Here is a 14,819-nt window from a genome sequence, read left to right as displayed (position 1 = left end):
AATGGTAACACAAGCCTCATGACTCAACCGCCACTGCAGACTGTCATCTATGCTGCCCTTAAAACAAAAAAATGCCCGCAGCAGCGGTCAACTGCAACGGGCCAAGGGTGATGCTTAAATCTGTTGAAACTCAGTGATGCACCAACTGTTCTTGATGCCAGGCGTTGAAACGACTCTGGGCCATGATCAGCAGCAAAACCATAGATAGGCTGCCCATCACCAGTGTCACGGCAAAGGGCGCGCTGAGGTCGGTTTGTTGTACCAGGCCAGCCAGTAAGGAGGCGCCACTCATCTGAATGAAACCGAGCAAGGCCGCCGCTGTACCGGCGCGCTCACCGAAGGCCGCCAACGCCATGCTGGTGGCTGGCCCCAACAGGAAGGCGAAACCGACACACAGCAACATCATGGGCAACATAAAACTCATGGCAGCAGCCATGCCTTGCTGAGGACCGTAGAGCTGCAACGCCGGTTGTATCGCGGCCGAGGCCAACAGCAACCAGAGAGAAAACACCACAGTCGCGCGATTTCCAAGACGTTTGGTGACCACTGGCGCGGCAAAACAGGCGATGATATTGACCAAGGCATTGAGGCCAAACAGACCGCTGAATGCCAACTCTGACATCTGCAAATGACCAATCAGCCACACAGGGGCATAAGACACATAGCTCAATATTGACGCCATTCCCGCCATGCAGCAGAAGGCATAAAACAAGAAGTGCCGCTCGGCCAACACCGGCTGATAACGACCCCAACGGTACAGTGGACCGCTACTGATAGTATTCTCGGGGCGAGTTTCAGGAAAACGCATCCCCACCAGCAACAACATTACCAAGCCGTATAGCGCCATCAACATAAAGGTGGAACGCCAACCGAAATGCAATGCCATTACCCCACCCAGTGTCGGCGCCAATGCCGGGATCACACAGATCGCGCCATTGAGATAGCTGTAGATGCGAGCACTTTCGGCCGGTTTATAACAATCACGCACCGCACTGAACACCACTATCGAAGTGGAACAAGCGGCCAACCCCTGCAATACCCTGGCAATCTGTAACCATTCGAACTCCATGGCTACCACAGCCAATAGCGCACTGAGTACATAGAAAGTTATTCCTCCCAATGCCACAGGCCGACGACCAAATCGGTCGGCCAAAGGACCTATGAGGATCTGCCCCAGCCCCATAGCGAATAGGAAAAGCACCAGCGTAGACTGGACGTCACCCGCACTGACGCCATATTCACTCGCCATGGTCGGCAAGGAGGGGAGATAGATATCGATAGCCAGGGGGCTTAGCAGCACCATGGCCATCAGCATAGGCAGGAGGTTTTTTGCCATAGGTTGTCGTTCAATCCTGAGTGAAAACTAAGATGGGGCACATTTTAATGAGCCACTGGTATGAAAAGAAATGATATAATCTCACAATGTAATTTCCCTTGGGGAATATCATAGTGAATCTGGATAATCTGGCTCGTATCGACCTTAATCTGCTGGTCATACTGCAGATATTGCTTGAAGAGCGCAGCGTGACCCGCGCCGCCAATAGGTTACATTTGAGTCAGTCGGCATTGAGCAAGAGCCTCAACCGCCTGCGCGAGATGCTGGGCGATCCCCTGTTCCAACGTACCGCCCACGGCCTCAAACCAACGGCTCACGCCGAACAGTTAGCACAACATCTGCCTATCGCCTTACAGAGTTTGCATCAACTGACTCAACCACCGGTATTCACCCCGGCCAGCAGCAACCGGCAATTCTCGCTCGCCATGGTAGAAAGTGCCTATGAAACCTTGTTACCCAGTTTTATCGGTCGCTTACTCAACAATGCGCCCAATCTCAGGCTCGACTCCTACGTCTGGACCGAGAAATCGATGCAGGCACTGCAACAGGGACAGATAGACTTGGGAATTTCGGGACGGGATCTGCAGCCCAACTCCAGTTTTCACTTCAACCAGTTGCCGGAGGGGATCCTGTACCAAACCCTATTCCAGGATCATCAGGTATGCCTAGTACGCCAAGGGCATCCGGCCTTGCAGGCCGAGAAGAATCAGGTCTGGGATCTAGCGGCTTATCTGGCACTGCCCCATGTACAGGTGCGATGTGAAGGCAACGATTGGTGGGCGCTGGACTATTTTCTGGCGGAGCTTGGTCATCATCGCCGCCTGAGCGCCACAGTACCCGACTTTTATGGTGCCGCCAGTATTTGTGCCCACAGTGACTTGGTGTTTACCCTGCCCTCAAGCTTTGCCTTGCACGCCTGCAAGCTCTACTCGTTGCAACAATTGCCGCTGCCGATAGACTTTCTGCCCATGGCTTATGTGTTGCTGTGGCATGAGCGCAATAACAATGACCCAGGCCACCGCTGGATGCGGCAGTTAATTGGTGACAGCATGAGCGATAAAAAGACCGCCTGAGTGGCGGCCTTTTGCTCGGTGTGATTATAGAATGAAGGTCGCAACCTTGGCATTGAGATCGGTCGCGCACACCTTGAGCGCCTTGGCGTGCTCGAGATCGTCCATGGCGATAGCGGTGATCTCATCGGTAACATCCTTGATGGCCGTGGTGTTTTGGGTGATCTCCCCTGTTACCTGAGTCTGTTCCTCTGCCGCCGTGGCTATCTGCCCGGCCATATCCGAAATCTGTGCCACCGCAATGGCAATCTCTTCCAGCGCCTTACTGGCCTCTTCGGCATCACCGACACTGCGTCCCGCCATCTGGCGACTATTTTCCATAGAGGCCACTGCTCTGGCCGTGGTTTGCTGCAATGCTTCGATAGTCGCGTGAATTTCAGCCGTCGAATCTTGGGTTCGTTGAGACAAGACTCTCACCTCATCGGCCACTACGGCAAAGCCGCGACCCTGTTCGCCGGCACGAGCGGCCTCAATCGCAGCATTCAACGCCAATAGATTGGTCTGTTCGGCCACTCCCTGAATCGCGGTAAGAATACCGCTGATGGCCAAGGCATGACGATTGAGTTCGTTGATCACTTCGGTAGTTTGCCCCACTTCTTCGGCCAAGGAGTGGATCGAGTCACGGGTCTGCAGCACCAGACTCTTGCCCTGCTGCGAGCTGCATGAGGATTGCTGCGCCGCGGTAGCAGTCAGCTCGGCGTTGGTCGCAATCTCTTGAGTGGCACTGGCCATCTCGGTGACGGCGGTTGCCACCATAGCGACTTCCTGCTGCTGCCTCTGCAGCTCAGTCACCGTGCTTTGAGTGGTGTTCAATCCCCGCTCGGCATCCAGATCCAGTTCGGCCGCCAACTGACGTATATGGCTAATCAGCTGATGCTGCGCCGAGACAAAACGGTTGAAGTTGTCGGCCAGCTCGGCCACTTCATCATTGCTGTCGACTGTGATCCTCTGAGTCAGATCGCCATTACCATCGGCAATCCTCGCCAAAGCCTGGGATACTCGCCCAAGCGGCGCCAGTAATAACCCGATAAACCAGGAGATAATTGCAATACTGACCAAGAGCACCAGCACCGCCAGGCCGACCTGGGTCCAAAGCAGTTTGCCAAGAGGGGCTTCAAGCGTTGCCTTATCCAGTAGTAGCAAGAGTTGCCAATCGGTATCCGGGATGGCTGTTGCCCACACCAGTTTTTCCCGACCATCGGCGTCAAAATACAGGGATTGTAGCTGCGCCGTTTTTTGAATATTGGCCAGAATGCCTGCGCCTAAGTCATTATCGATCTCAACGACCGGACGCATCGCCTTGCCGTTATCCTTGTAAGCTATCACAGTACCATCGTTATGCATCATGATGGCGAAGCCTTCAGCCGGGATGGCCATGCGCTTCACTTCTGTCACCAGGGTATCGATCGCCAAATCCCCCCCTATCACCCCTTTAGCGGTCGGCTGTGCCAAAGACACAACCAGAGTCCCGTAACCGGCATCAATATAGGGTTTGGTAATAATGGCTCGACCTTTAGCCATAGCATCTCGGTACCAAGGGCGACTGCGGGGGTCGTAATGACTGTTGTCCACACTGGGGTCGGCATCTTGCATTCGTCCATCGTTGCCACCGAAGTAAACCGATTCCAGTTTACCGGCCGCCCTCGCCTGTTGCAGCGCTGGCACAAAGTCATCGCTGATATAGTCCTTCAAGGTCGAAACCACATTGGTGCGAATCGCCAACCATTCGGTAATACGCTGCGCCTGCATATCACCAATACGCTTTAACTCCTGTTGGCCGGTTTGCAACAGTTGTGTTTTTTGACTGCTGTAACTTTGCCAGGAAAGTGCTGCCACAACCAGAGTCAATGCCAGTACCACACACACCAGCAACTTGTGTTTCAATGAACGGAATTTCATTTTCAGCGGGATCCGATTTTGTAGAAAAGGCCAACTCTCTTTTGGGGAGCTCCCCTTGGGGGTGGCGGAATAATCGCATATTCTGCTGATTTGGCTGAGTGTTAGTTCACAATTAGTTGTGAAACAGGTCGGTTTTTCAACAAAAAAACCTAGTTTGGGTTTTAAATCCAGCTAAATGATTAAAAATCATGCGATAAACGCCAGCCTCTTAACGCTTTCTTAATAAAGACGTATTAAACATGATGAATAATGAAGCAGATTTAACGTGACCTGAGCTCAGGACGAGGTCACACTAAGGCCCAGGCCAAGCCCGGAGGAAGAAAAATGTACCGACAGTTTGCGCAGATTCAGCCACTCAATCCCAGAACCTTGATGGGAGCACTGCTGAGTCTCAGTGCCTTTAGTCTGGCACTCTTGCTTGTGCCATTGGTGTTGATCCTAGCGGCAACTACGCTGCTGTGTCTGGCTCTGTTTGGTCGCAGTTATCTGAAGCGACAGTTAACTAGCATTAATCAGTACCGCTATAAAGAAAGGCAAAGGGATCTCTACGATCTGGAGCCCAATCTGTACCGGGAATCTGGAATGGCGGCCAGAGGGCGCATCATAGAACACGAGCCGGACTAATCGGCCAGTAGCTCCTGTGCCCGCTTCAGGGCACGCCGCTCTTCTGCCGACTGGCTCAGTCGAAGTACACTCTCAACCTGTTGTTGCAGTGACTGCCACAAGAGCCTTATCACTTCCAACTCACGTTCATCGGCGCGATCCCGCGCCAGACGCAACCAAGCAACAGCCTCCACTACGTCTATGCGGCCAAGGCAACCATCGGTCAGAGCTATCGCCAGTTCAATCATGGCAGTCACACTGTGACCGTAGCGGATAACCTGCCGTAAATAACGCTCTGCCTGGGACAGATCTGAGCCAAAGGCGGTGTCATCGTTGAGCATATGCTGCGCTCGCGCCAACATGGCATCGAGCTGTCCCTGCTCCGCCGCCTCGGCGAGCCATTGTTCACTGGCGCCTGGGTCGGCTTCACAGCCTTCGCCTCGGGCCAACATCAAGGCAAGGTGATACTGAGCGTGGGGATCCCCGGCTCTGGCCGCCCGGGTTATGTGTTCAAAGGCTTGTTGCAGCTGACCGCGTTGATAACAAAGCACCCCGAGATTGGCCATCGCCTCAGATTGTTCATTGGCGGCAGCAGCACTGAGGAAACGCTCAGCCTCGGTCTCATCTTTAGCCAGCTCACCACTGCCGACCAGATAGAAGTAACCCATGAGCGCCATGGCATCGGTCACGCCAGCCTCGGCGGCTTGACGAATCGCCCGCTGCCCGGCGGCAATATCTATTTCGCCACTGTAACCGTGGATCAGGGCAACCCCCTGTTCGAATAGTGCCTTGGGCTCGCTCGCTGATGCTTCAGCAAACCAATATGCCGCCTTGGCCAGCATTCGCGCCGAGTCACCCGCGAGCGACTCGTCAGCCTTATCCTGCAGCGCCTGCTCCTGACCACGAGCGATCAGCGCCCGATTCTTGAGCGCCATCCCCAACAGATATTGCGCCTCGGCATCATCCTCCATTACGGCTCGGTAGCAGAGTTCACGTCCGGCCTGCAGATCAAAGTCATCGAAGTGATATTCAGGCGCTTCCCGGCCCTTCAGTTTAGGGTAAGCCAGCTCCATCAATTTCAGCAGATCGCCGATGGCTTTTTTAGCCAGTTGCAGCAATTGAGTTTCGGTGAGGTGAAATTTTTCCGGATGGGCGCCGCGGTTACCATCGGCCCGCAGGCGGTGCAATGCACGGGTGATGCGCACATCGATCAACCGCTGACGATTGAGCTGTTCGATCCTATCGTAAAGGTTGGGGCTATCAAAACTGAGCCTGGCCGGGGCGGCCAGAAGCTCGGTCAGTCTATGGGCGAAACTGCGAACATGCAGAAGTGCCTGGGTTGGCACATCCTGCACGTAGCGCTTGGCTGTGCGGTACTCCCGGGCCAAGTCTTCCGACACACTGGCTATAAAGGCAACATCATCCAGCACAGGCTGACCTCACAGACATCGAGTTCAGGTTCTGCCCTTGCGGGCAACCCGATAGAGACGGAATAAGGCCACATTGACAAACAAACCAATGAAAGCCACGAAGGTATCTACCAACAACTGCAGCGGCATACCACCGGCCTGCCCCAATTGCGACAGCACACTCCCCATGATCAATAGTGGGAAATAGCTCAAGAGTACCAACATTGTCTTACCGGTAAGACCACGACTGAACTCGAAACTGGCCTTGATCGCTTGCAATGGCGTCAACCGCTCGGCCACCACCATAAAGTTAACAAAAGCCAAACGGGCAAACAGGTAGAGGCTGATCCCCAGCCCCAGGATCCATACCGGCCCTATGGCGGCGAGGATCATAGTCGGTGCAACTATCGCCATGCCAGAAAACACTCCGGCCAGCATCAGCCCAGGCACAAAGACCAGACTGGCTTTCAGCACTTGCCCCGTGCTGGGCTGCATCCCTTCGGTGCGCAGCTCCATAAATAGTGTCAACGCGGCAATCAGCACAGAGAAGATCACCATCAGGGCAATCACCGCCAACATGTGTGGCGTACCGAATTGTGGATTCTGGGGGTCGGCGCCTTGGATTTCGGCCCCAAGCCAAATTTGAATACCCACCTGCAGCAACAGCAGTGGGCCGGTCAGCATCGCCAGCTGAACGATATGATTACGAAAGAAGTTATAAGCTTCGGTCAGGATGGCAGACAGAGACATGCAGCTTTCCCAAAAAAGTTGTAATTAAAGGACCTGGATAGACGCCAAGGATACCCAAATTCCCACCTCAATGCACAAATGAAATATGGCAAAACCCCGGCCAATCACGTAAAAGCGATGATCAGTTGTTACAGATAAAGCTAAAATACGCTCCTGACGATCTTGAATATATCCAGGAAAACAACAATGAAAGCCTATATAGCCGCAACCCTAATGCTCTGCCCACTCCTGAGCTCCCCGGCGCAGGCCGGTTGGTTCGACAAACTCACCAGCGACACCCAGGCACAAGCCGAAACGGTCACCCATAGCCAGAGCGCCACTCAAAACAGCGAGTTGGTTGGTTCTGTGATGTCACAGCTGGGGCTAACCCAGACCCAGGCCGAGGGAGGGCTTGGCAGCCTGCTCGGTTTGGCCAAGACCTCTCTGGGACAAGAGTCTTTCTCTCCCATTGCCGCCAGTATTCCCGGTATTGACGGCTTGCTCGCCGCAGCGCCCAAGTTGGATAGTAACTCAGGGATGACGGGTCTATTGTCAAAGGCCGGATCTTTGGGTAACTCGTTGCAGGACAGCGCCATGGTCTATGATGCCTTCGCCAAACTGGGGATCTCCAAAGAGCTGGCAGCGCCCATGATAGACATAGTCAAAAACTACCTACAAAGCAGCGGTGGCGAAGGCACTGCCGACCTGTTGATGAAGGGGTTGGGTTCTTTGCTGTAAAGCGATCCCTACGGCAGTGGGAACCCGCTGCCACTGATAGAGTCTAAAAAAGCATGGCTGCCTAGGTCTGTAAGCTCGATTCAGGGCCTGCTGATATGTGGCCAGATGCCGTTCGCCTCGCCGAATCAACTGACAAGAGACACTTATGATCGCCAAACTCAAACAGTTTTTGAATGCCCATCAACAGAGCAAATCCCCGCAGGAACAGCAGAAACAACTGGAACTGGCGGCCGCCAGCATGTTGTTGGAAGTGGTTTATGCCGATGAGGAGATGTCCGGCACAGAATCCCAATTGTTACCCGAACTCCTGGAACAGACGCTGGGCATAGCCGCCGAAGCGGCTGCAGAGTTGATAGTCGAAGCCAAACAGAGCCGACACGATGCCACCTCACTGTTTGAATTCACCTCGGCCATCAACGATAGCTTTACGCTGGAGCAGAAGCAGCAACTGATCCTGGCGATGTGGCGCGTGGCCTACGCCGATGGCGAACTGTGCCGCTACGAAGACCAGATTATTCGCCGCTGCGCCGATCTGCTGTATCTCAAACACTCAGAGCTGATCCAACTACGCAACCAGGCCATGGCTGGCAGAGTCGGCTAAGCTCTATCCGCTATTGCATCGGGATCACCGGCGGTAATTGGCGTTTCTGCCACTGCTGCTGCAACGTTAGCAATACGGCCAGCACACACAGCAAACCCAAGGCGTAGGCCATGGCGCTGCCGAGTGCAAATGCCAGCAACACACAGAGCCCACAGCTGAGCAGTACCAAAGGCAGGTAGCGTTTGCTCAGTAAACGGATGGCCGCCAACATAGACAACAAATAGATCACCACAAATACTCCGTTACTCCAGGCAATCAGCTGCTCAAGCTGTTGGCCGGAAACATAGGTCAGCACTATCACCACCGCCATGGTACCCAACACGGCCGACAAGGCTCTGACCGGCACTTGGTGACTATTGCGCTCACGGAACCAGGCCGGCAATATTCCCTCGGTACTGAAGCTCCAAAGCAGCCGCGATACACTGGCGGCATAGACGTTAACCGCCGCCAAACCACTGGCGATCCCCAGCACACCTATCACCTGAGCCCCGTACCCACCGAGCAGAGTATCGAATGCGCCTATCATGGCGACCTTGGTGTCCACTTCCACCAGCAATAGCAGCAAGGTACAAGCCAGATAAACCGCGCCGACCAAAATCACCCCTATCACCATGGCGGGGATCAAGTCTCGATCCGGGCGCCGGAAATCGTTGGCCAAGTGGGTCATGGCCTCCACACCGAGGAAACTCCAAAAGGCGATGCCTATCGCCAGCATCACGCCGTCATAGTCGGGAGTGGAATGAGCGGTCAAGGACACTAATTCACCGGCCTTGGCACCACCGGCGCCGAACATCATCACCACCACGGCCACAATCCCCAGCGTCAGGGCAAATTGCGCCTTGGCCGACACTTGAATACCCCTGAGATTCAATAGCCAAAGCCCGAGTAGAACCAAGAGTTCACAGCCCACCTGAACCCAGCCGGACACGGGAACCAGCGCGTTAACGAATTGGAAAGTCATCAAAATAGCGGCAGGCGCGCCGATAGGCACAGCCATCAAAAAGCTCAGGCCTATGGTGCGGCCCAGGGTGCGGCCAAAGGCTCGTTCGACAAAATAGGCGGGACCGGCGGCGTGAGGAAAGCGGCTAGCCAGACGGGCAAACACCAGGGTCACCGGAATAATGGCCAGGGTCAACAGGGCCCAAGCCAGCAAGGCGCCACTACCTGCCTTGTCGACCGTCATCTGCGGCAAAATAAACACCCCGGTACCCAACAATGTGGTGGCCATTAAGCCAGCACCCTGCCAGCGTCCGATTGTTCCTGTAACTTGATTCATCTGTTAAATTATCAGTATCTTGAATGGCGCCAGTATAGTCGTTCTCCGACAGACTTTCTGTCATTCGTTTCCGTCAAATACTGCTTTAAACCGACAAAATGACGGCAAATCAATAAAAAACACGCAAAACGTCAGGAATCATGGATAAGTTCGATAAAGCAATCATCAATGCGCTAAAGAAAAATGCCCGCAGAAGTATTTCAGATGTGGCGACCGAGGTATCGCTTTCCCGCAGCGCCGTCTCGGACAGGATCAAGAAACTCGAACAAAACGGGGTGATCCGGGGTTACCAGTTGCTGCTCAGCGAATCGCAGAAAGAAGCCGTGAGTGCTTACTTCGAAATTCAGCACAAATGTCCCCGCTGCAGCGATGTGGTACATGTGTTTCATGCAATTCCGGAGGTCGTCACCTGTCACGGGATCTCCGGCGACATGGACCTGCTGGTATTCGTCAAAACGCCCTCGATGCGGCGATTGCACGAGATCCGTGAATATATAGACACTCATACCGAGATAGTGAAGATCAAGACCCATGTGGTGATGAGCGAGTGGATTAATAATCAGTGAACTAAAACCAAGAAAAGCCACCCGCGTGCTCAATAGGTGGCGAGTCCCGTGGAGGATCGGGAAATGCGTCAACAGCGCAATAACAAGATGGCTTCCTGCCCAATCACTTCCTTGTCAGCAACGTAGCAACGTTGCTTCAGGATACGACGGAACTTTTTATTAACACCAAGGCCGCCGTATCCTTAACTTCTTATTAGTGACAATCTTTACAGCCAGCGGCAGGATCTTTCTCTTCGTGGGCTGTATGACAGTCAGTACAAGTGAGCACACCATCATGCTTCTTGTGTGAATCGCCTTCCAGTGACTTCATGTCACCATGACAGGAAGCACATTGCTCGTTTTCAAAAGCATAGTCGGCAGAAGGCGTGCCATCTTGGTGGCAAGATTCACAACCAGACATGTCGGTGTGGGTATCGGCAATTGGGGCAGCCAGCAGTGAACCTGAAAAACCCAGAGCCATCATCAGAATCATTTTTTTCAACATCACATTTTTCCTTTTATGGGGATTAAGCAATCGTCATTTGTCCTGTGTACAGGATGAAGTGGCGCAGCAAAATGACCCCCAACAGACTCAGGGTTGCTGTCGCAGCCACATAAGACCATTTACGCTTGGCCGTGGCGGTCATAAACAGGTTCATGGCTAATGGAATAGAGAGGCCACAACCCAAGATACCGAGCCAGAATACCCAGCCCCAGAAACCTTCACCTATAGCATTGAACGCCGCAACCTTACTTTGACCTCCAGTCAGTACCAAACCAATAAAGAAGGTGAAGATCACTGCAATTTCCACCAGGATCAGTGGGATCTCTATCTTGTGAATAAAGTGCACTTCCTTACCGTCAGGGTTACCCTTGAGCAGTACACCACCGAGCAGAGACGCCGCCGCACCGGAAGACAGGCCAGAGACTAGGAACAGCAACGGCAATACCGGATTCTTCAGCATGGGATAACCAGGCAGAGCCGACAGCAGGAAGCCGGTATAAGCGCCCAGCGCTAAAGAGAAGATCACCAATAAACCTGTTAAGCTGGGTTCATGCTTGGCCAAAAAGCCGGTCACTTTAAGCACCACTGGGAAACGCTGCTCACACCAGTTATCAATGACCTGACGGAATACCATGGCGATCCAGGCGAACATGAACACCATGTAAACCATGAGGATCATCACCCCGACAGACATCACCGAAGTGGGGTTATAGAACACCAGAATCTTCCAGAAATGGAATGGTTTGGTCAGGTCGATAACCAAGATCCCCAGCCCCGCCATCACGGTCAGCGGCGCCACCAAACAAGCGGCCTGGACAAAACCTGAACGCCAGGCATCCTGTTTCAAGCACAAATTTTTCAACAATACGGCAAAGAACATGGCGCCCGCCGAAACCCCGGCGAAAAACAGATAGAACGCAATGGGCCAGTGCCATACCAAAGTATCAAAGTGAAAAGGGCTCATAGTTTAATCTCCCCCTGCTTGGCCACTATTCGGAACATCTTGGGTCGGGTACCGAGATCGACTTTGGATCTCTGGGTTGGGTTGGCCCGGATCATCTGTACCACTTCTGAACTTGGATCTTTCAGATTACCGAACACCAAGGCCTTAGTCGGACAGGCTTCCACACAGGCCGGCTGTTTGCCCTGCTTGAGTTGAGTCTCACGGCAGAAATCGCACTTATCGGCTGCTTTGGTAACAGGGTTAATAAAGCGCACCTGATAAGGGCAAGCGGCAATACAGTACTGACAACCGACACACTTCCAGGCATCCACAGTCACAATGCCGGTCTTCTTGTCCTTGAACGCCGCACCGGTTGGGCAGACATTGACACAAGGCGCATCTTCACAGTGCTGACAAGACTTGCGGCTGAAGTGATAAAACTGGTTCGGGTACTCGCCATAAGGACCAGTGCGAATAATCTCTAACCGCGAGACCCCTTCGGGAACCTGGTTAACTTCCCGGCAGGCATCACTACAAGCGTTACAGCCGATACACTTGGTTTCATCATGCAGCAAGGCATAGTTAACGCCTGAATCATGATCGGCGCTGGCAACCGCCTCATTGCCACTCAATGGATAAAGAGAGGCTCCGGCCATCAGGGCACAGCCCCCTTTTAAAAAACGTCTTCTGGAATTTTCCATTACTCTCCCCTCTTAGTTGACCTTGTGACAATCGAGGCACAACTTGCTGTGCTGTTTGCCTGTTGCTTGTTTCATTGGATCGTCCAATGGATGCAGCTTGTGGCAGGCGGCACAACTCAACTTGTCGGCATGGACGTTGTGGGTCCACTCTTTCTCAGCCAATTTCTGTGGCTGGTGACACTTGAGACAGGTCTCGTTCTGGGTCGCAGGTGAGATCCCTTCATGGGGAGTAAAAACTCTCAGGTCGTTCGGTTTTCTTGGATGTTTACCCTTTTCACCATGACAGGTACTACAGCTCATATTGAGCTGATCCTGGCCATGATGTCCCTGCATCAAACCATTGCGTTTATGGCACTTCACACAGGGATCACTATTGATTTTTAACGCGGTCTCGGCAGAGGCGATACCGCTCACCCCCAACAAACAGGTCAAAGAGGCCGCGCCTAATATTGCACGCCATCGAATACTGGACATCTCGGGTCCTCACATTTCAATTTGGATATTACAGGGACTCAAGGGTGGCAGCTCACGCCGCCACCCTCTATTACAGGTTTAAGCCGCAAGCACCTGTTGAAGATGCTGTGCGTCCAGAGGATTGGAGCGCTTCATATCAATGAGGCGAATATTAAGTTTTTCGAGCAGGCTCTTTGAGCTGGCACTTTCAGCATCGCTGAAATCTGAAATCACCATTTTGATTTCTGAAGAATTCTGATCTATCAGCACATAATCCAGGCGGACATGGCTTTCTGCGGCATGTGAGTCTATATCTACCACTGAACCCAAGGTGACATTACTGCAAACTTCATATCGACCACTGGTTAAAGATTTCAGAGATTTAAAAAAGTCTAAACTCTTGTTATCAAAGAATCGACTTTTAAGTTTTACCACTTCATTATCATGTGTCTCTTCCGTCTTAAAGAACTTGATACAAGTCATCACAAATACCACCAGCACGAATGGCACCGCAATAAAAAGAACGAAATAGACAAAGGCGTAACTCAGAATAACTGAAGTATCCATATAACCCTCCAAAACATCATTTTAGTTTTTTAGTCGCGCTTACTGCGCAGTCGAATTATTACTATCAATGACAATTGAAAAATTGATCGCCATCAAATAACCACCGGGTAAAAGACTGCAAGAACAAAACATAAGACACTGATAGCATTGACACTTTTTAGAAATCAAACTACTAAAACCAAGAAAACGATTTTACAAAATTTAATATTTGAAAATGGATTATTTCAGTAATTGAAAAATATATTCTTGACGGACTAGCGCATAAGCAACAGACTAAAAACAACTTCAATGCCAGCATTTAGTGATCTGGAATACAGAATCAAAAATAGCTGCAAATAAAATTATTTTTTTTGAAAAAAGTGGTTAACATAGAAATTGGGTATACCACTAAAGGAGTATTGCAGGTGAGCCACATCGACTTTGAAAAGCTGGATATTTTAAGCCTTTCCATCCTTGTTAGCCTATACGAAAACAAGTCTGCAACACATGTTTCCAAAATTCTGAATGTGCCTGCACCCAAAATAAGCCGTTGTTTAAAAACAGCCAGATCTATTTTTGGTAACGAACTATTTCTAAGAAAAAAGTATGGTCTTATTCCCAATGAATTTGCGGCTAAGGTTTATCCTATTGCCAAAGAAATTGTCGACTGTTCCAAAGGCTTCAGTCACTTAGGGAACCCCGCACTGGCAGGCAATAAAAATTTCGAATTAGTTACTCCAGGACTGATTTCTTATGCCTATCCCAAAGCCTTGATGTCTGCGATAAAACAGCAAGGCAAGCAACTGCATATTAACTTAAACTCCTGGAGCTGCAGTTCATTGCAAGGGCTCATAGATGGCAACATCAGCGCCGGACTTTGCAGTTGTCGCTACCCAGACGAACTGCTCTCTCTCGGCGGCAAGCTGCAGATAGAGGCACTCAGAAAACTCGATAGCCTCTACCTCATCTGTAACAAGAATCACCCGTTGCTTTCACGCGATCTCACCCTGGAAGCCATAGCCGAGTATCCTTATATCAATACCGATCTAGGTCTGATACCCAACAGTCAGAGTCCGTTCGAGGATTATTGTCGAATCAATCATCTCGATTTAAATGTCGAGATGACTATCACCGGCATCTCCTCGCTGAGCGCCTATCTGGAGGCCTCGCAGGCGGTGGCTTTGGTGCCCTATAAGGCGGTATTCGATCTCTTGGGGGAAGAGCCTCAACTACACCTGTGCAAACTGTCAGAGATGGAAACGACGCGATTGTTCAACGTTACAGAGCCGCTGACGCTCACCTTGCTCAGCAGTGTCGGCCAACAAGACATAGAGCTGGAGTGGATTCGCTCACAACTGCGTCTTGTGAGTGGTAACTTACTGTAATTGGGTTGGAGTCGCGATAAAGACCTCAGCCTGGTAGTCAGGCTGTTCTTTTGCCTTGAGGTGCACAAGCAGTTTTACCC

General features: G+C 51.9%; 16 protein-coding genes. 6 read left to right on the top strand and 10 right to left on the bottom strand.

Going from position 1 to position 14,819, the window contains the following annotated elements; translation table 11 throughout:
- Positions 1–130: 130 nt before the first annotated feature.
- Positions 131–1,336, bottom strand: coding sequence for a multidrug effflux MFS transporter (locus CBE72_RS09695; protein WP_100143353.1), 1,206 nt, complete (start codon positions 1,334–1,336; stop codon positions 131–133).
- Between the two features lie 113 nt (positions 1,337–1,449).
- Here CBE72_RS09695 and CBE72_RS09690 point away from each other — a divergent pair, with 113 nt between their 5' ends.
- On the top strand, positions 1,450–2,409 hold the full coding sequence (locus CBE72_RS09690; RefSeq protein WP_100143469.1) for a LysR family transcriptional regulator: 960 nt from the start codon (positions 1,450–1,452) through the stop codon (positions 2,407–2,409).
- 24 nt (positions 2,410–2,433) lie between these two features.
- Here CBE72_RS09690 and CBE72_RS09685 read toward each other — a convergent pair whose 3' ends face one another.
- Positions 2,434–4,305, bottom strand: a complete 1,872-nt coding sequence (locus CBE72_RS09685) for a methyl-accepting chemotaxis protein (protein WP_100143352.1) — start codon at positions 4,303–4,305, stop codon at positions 2,434–2,436.
- A gap of 324 nt (positions 4,306–4,629) precedes the next feature.
- Here CBE72_RS09685 and CBE72_RS09680 point away from each other — a divergent pair, with 324 nt between their 5' ends.
- The gene (locus tag CBE72_RS09680; protein WP_100143351.1) at positions 4,630–4,929 is read left to right on the top strand and encodes a hypothetical protein; all 300 of its coding nucleotides are present in this window, start codon (positions 4,630–4,632) and stop codon (positions 4,927–4,929) included.
- Here CBE72_RS09680 and CBE72_RS09675 read toward each other — a convergent pair.
- A complete protein-coding gene (locus CBE72_RS09675) occupies positions 4,926–6,338 on the bottom strand; it encodes a tetratricopeptide repeat protein (protein ID WP_100143350.1) in 1,413 nt (470 codons plus the stop codon). The two genes, CBE72_RS09680 and CBE72_RS09675, sit on opposite strands and share 4 nt — an antisense overlap.
- Positions 6,339–6,362: 24 nt before the next feature.
- Positions 6,363–7,067 carry a hypothetical protein gene (locus tag CBE72_RS09670; RefSeq protein ID WP_100143349.1) on the bottom strand — a complete coding sequence of 235 codons (705 nt, stop codon included), beginning with the start codon at positions 7,065–7,067 and terminating at the stop codon, positions 6,363–6,365.
- Positions 7,068–7,253: 186 nt separating this feature from the next.
- Here CBE72_RS09670 and CBE72_RS09665 point away from each other — a divergent pair, with 186 nt between their 5' ends.
- Positions 7,254–7,784, top strand: a complete 531-nt coding sequence (locus tag CBE72_RS09665) for a DUF2780 domain-containing protein (RefSeq protein WP_100143348.1) — start codon at positions 7,254–7,256, stop codon at positions 7,782–7,784.
- A 145-nt stretch (positions 7,785–7,929) separates the two neighbouring features.
- Entirely contained in the window at positions 7,930–8,385 is a 456-nt protein-coding gene (locus tag CBE72_RS09660) for a tellurite resistance TerB family protein (RefSeq protein WP_100143347.1), read from the top strand.
- A 10-nt stretch (positions 8,386–8,395) separates the two neighbouring features.
- On the opposite strand, the gene yjeH is transcribed toward CBE72_RS09660, so the two are convergent.
- Positions 8,396–9,661, bottom strand: coding sequence for an L-methionine/branched-chain amino acid transporter (gene yjeH, locus CBE72_RS09655; RefSeq protein WP_100143346.1), 1,266 nt, complete (start codon positions 9,659–9,661; stop codon positions 8,396–8,398).
- A 140-nt stretch (positions 9,662–9,801) separates the two neighbouring features.
- On the opposite strand from yjeH, the gene CBE72_RS09650 reads away from it, so the two are divergent.
- The gene (locus tag CBE72_RS09650) at positions 9,802–10,227 is read left to right on the top strand and encodes an Lrp/AsnC family transcriptional regulator (RefSeq protein ID WP_100143345.1); all 426 of its coding nucleotides are present in this window, start codon (positions 9,802–9,804) and stop codon (positions 10,225–10,227) included.
- A gap of 193 nt (positions 10,228–10,420) precedes the next feature.
- On the opposite strand, the gene CBE72_RS09645 is transcribed toward CBE72_RS09650, so the two are convergent.
- The 5 genes from CBE72_RS09645 to CBE72_RS09625 form a co-directional block, all read right to left on the bottom strand.
- Positions 10,421–10,711, bottom strand: coding sequence for a cytochrome c3 family protein (locus tag CBE72_RS09645; RefSeq protein WP_100143344.1), 291 nt, complete (start codon positions 10,709–10,711; stop codon positions 10,421–10,423).
- Between the two features lie 22 nt (positions 10,712–10,733).
- Positions 10,734–11,675, bottom strand: a complete 942-nt coding sequence (nrfD, locus tag CBE72_RS09640) for a cytochrome c nitrite reductase subunit NrfD (RefSeq protein WP_100143343.1) — start codon at positions 11,673–11,675, stop codon at positions 10,734–10,736.
- The gene (locus CBE72_RS09635; protein ID WP_100143342.1) at positions 11,672–12,355 is read right to left on the bottom strand and encodes a 4Fe-4S dicluster domain-containing protein; all 684 of its coding nucleotides are present in this window, start codon (positions 12,353–12,355) and stop codon (positions 11,672–11,674) included. The genes nrfD and CBE72_RS09635 overlap by 4 nt, the downstream gene beginning before the upstream one ends.
- A gap of 12 nt (positions 12,356–12,367) precedes the next feature.
- A complete protein-coding gene (locus tag CBE72_RS09630) occupies positions 12,368–12,829 on the bottom strand; it encodes a multiheme c-type cytochrome (RefSeq protein ID WP_100143341.1) in 462 nt (153 codons plus the stop codon).
- A 78-nt stretch (positions 12,830–12,907) separates the two neighbouring features.
- A complete protein-coding gene (locus CBE72_RS09625) occupies positions 12,908–13,375 on the bottom strand; it encodes a hypothetical protein (RefSeq protein WP_100143340.1) in 468 nt (155 codons plus the stop codon).
- A 752-nt stretch (positions 13,376–14,127) separates the two neighbouring features.
- Here CBE72_RS09625 and CBE72_RS20090 point away from each other — a divergent pair.
- Entirely contained in the window at positions 14,128–14,739 is a 612-nt protein-coding gene (locus tag CBE72_RS20090; protein WP_157929057.1) for a LysR family transcriptional regulator substrate-binding protein, read from the top strand.
- Positions 14,740–14,819: the final 80 nt, after the last annotated feature.

The organism is Shewanella carassii (assembly GCF_002777975.1).
In the GTDB taxonomy this organism is placed as follows: domain Bacteria; phylum Pseudomonadota; class Gammaproteobacteria; order Enterobacterales; family Shewanellaceae; genus Shewanella; species Shewanella carassii.
Note: the sequence above shows the minus strand (reverse complement) of the source record. Positions and strands in the feature narration are given on the sequence as shown.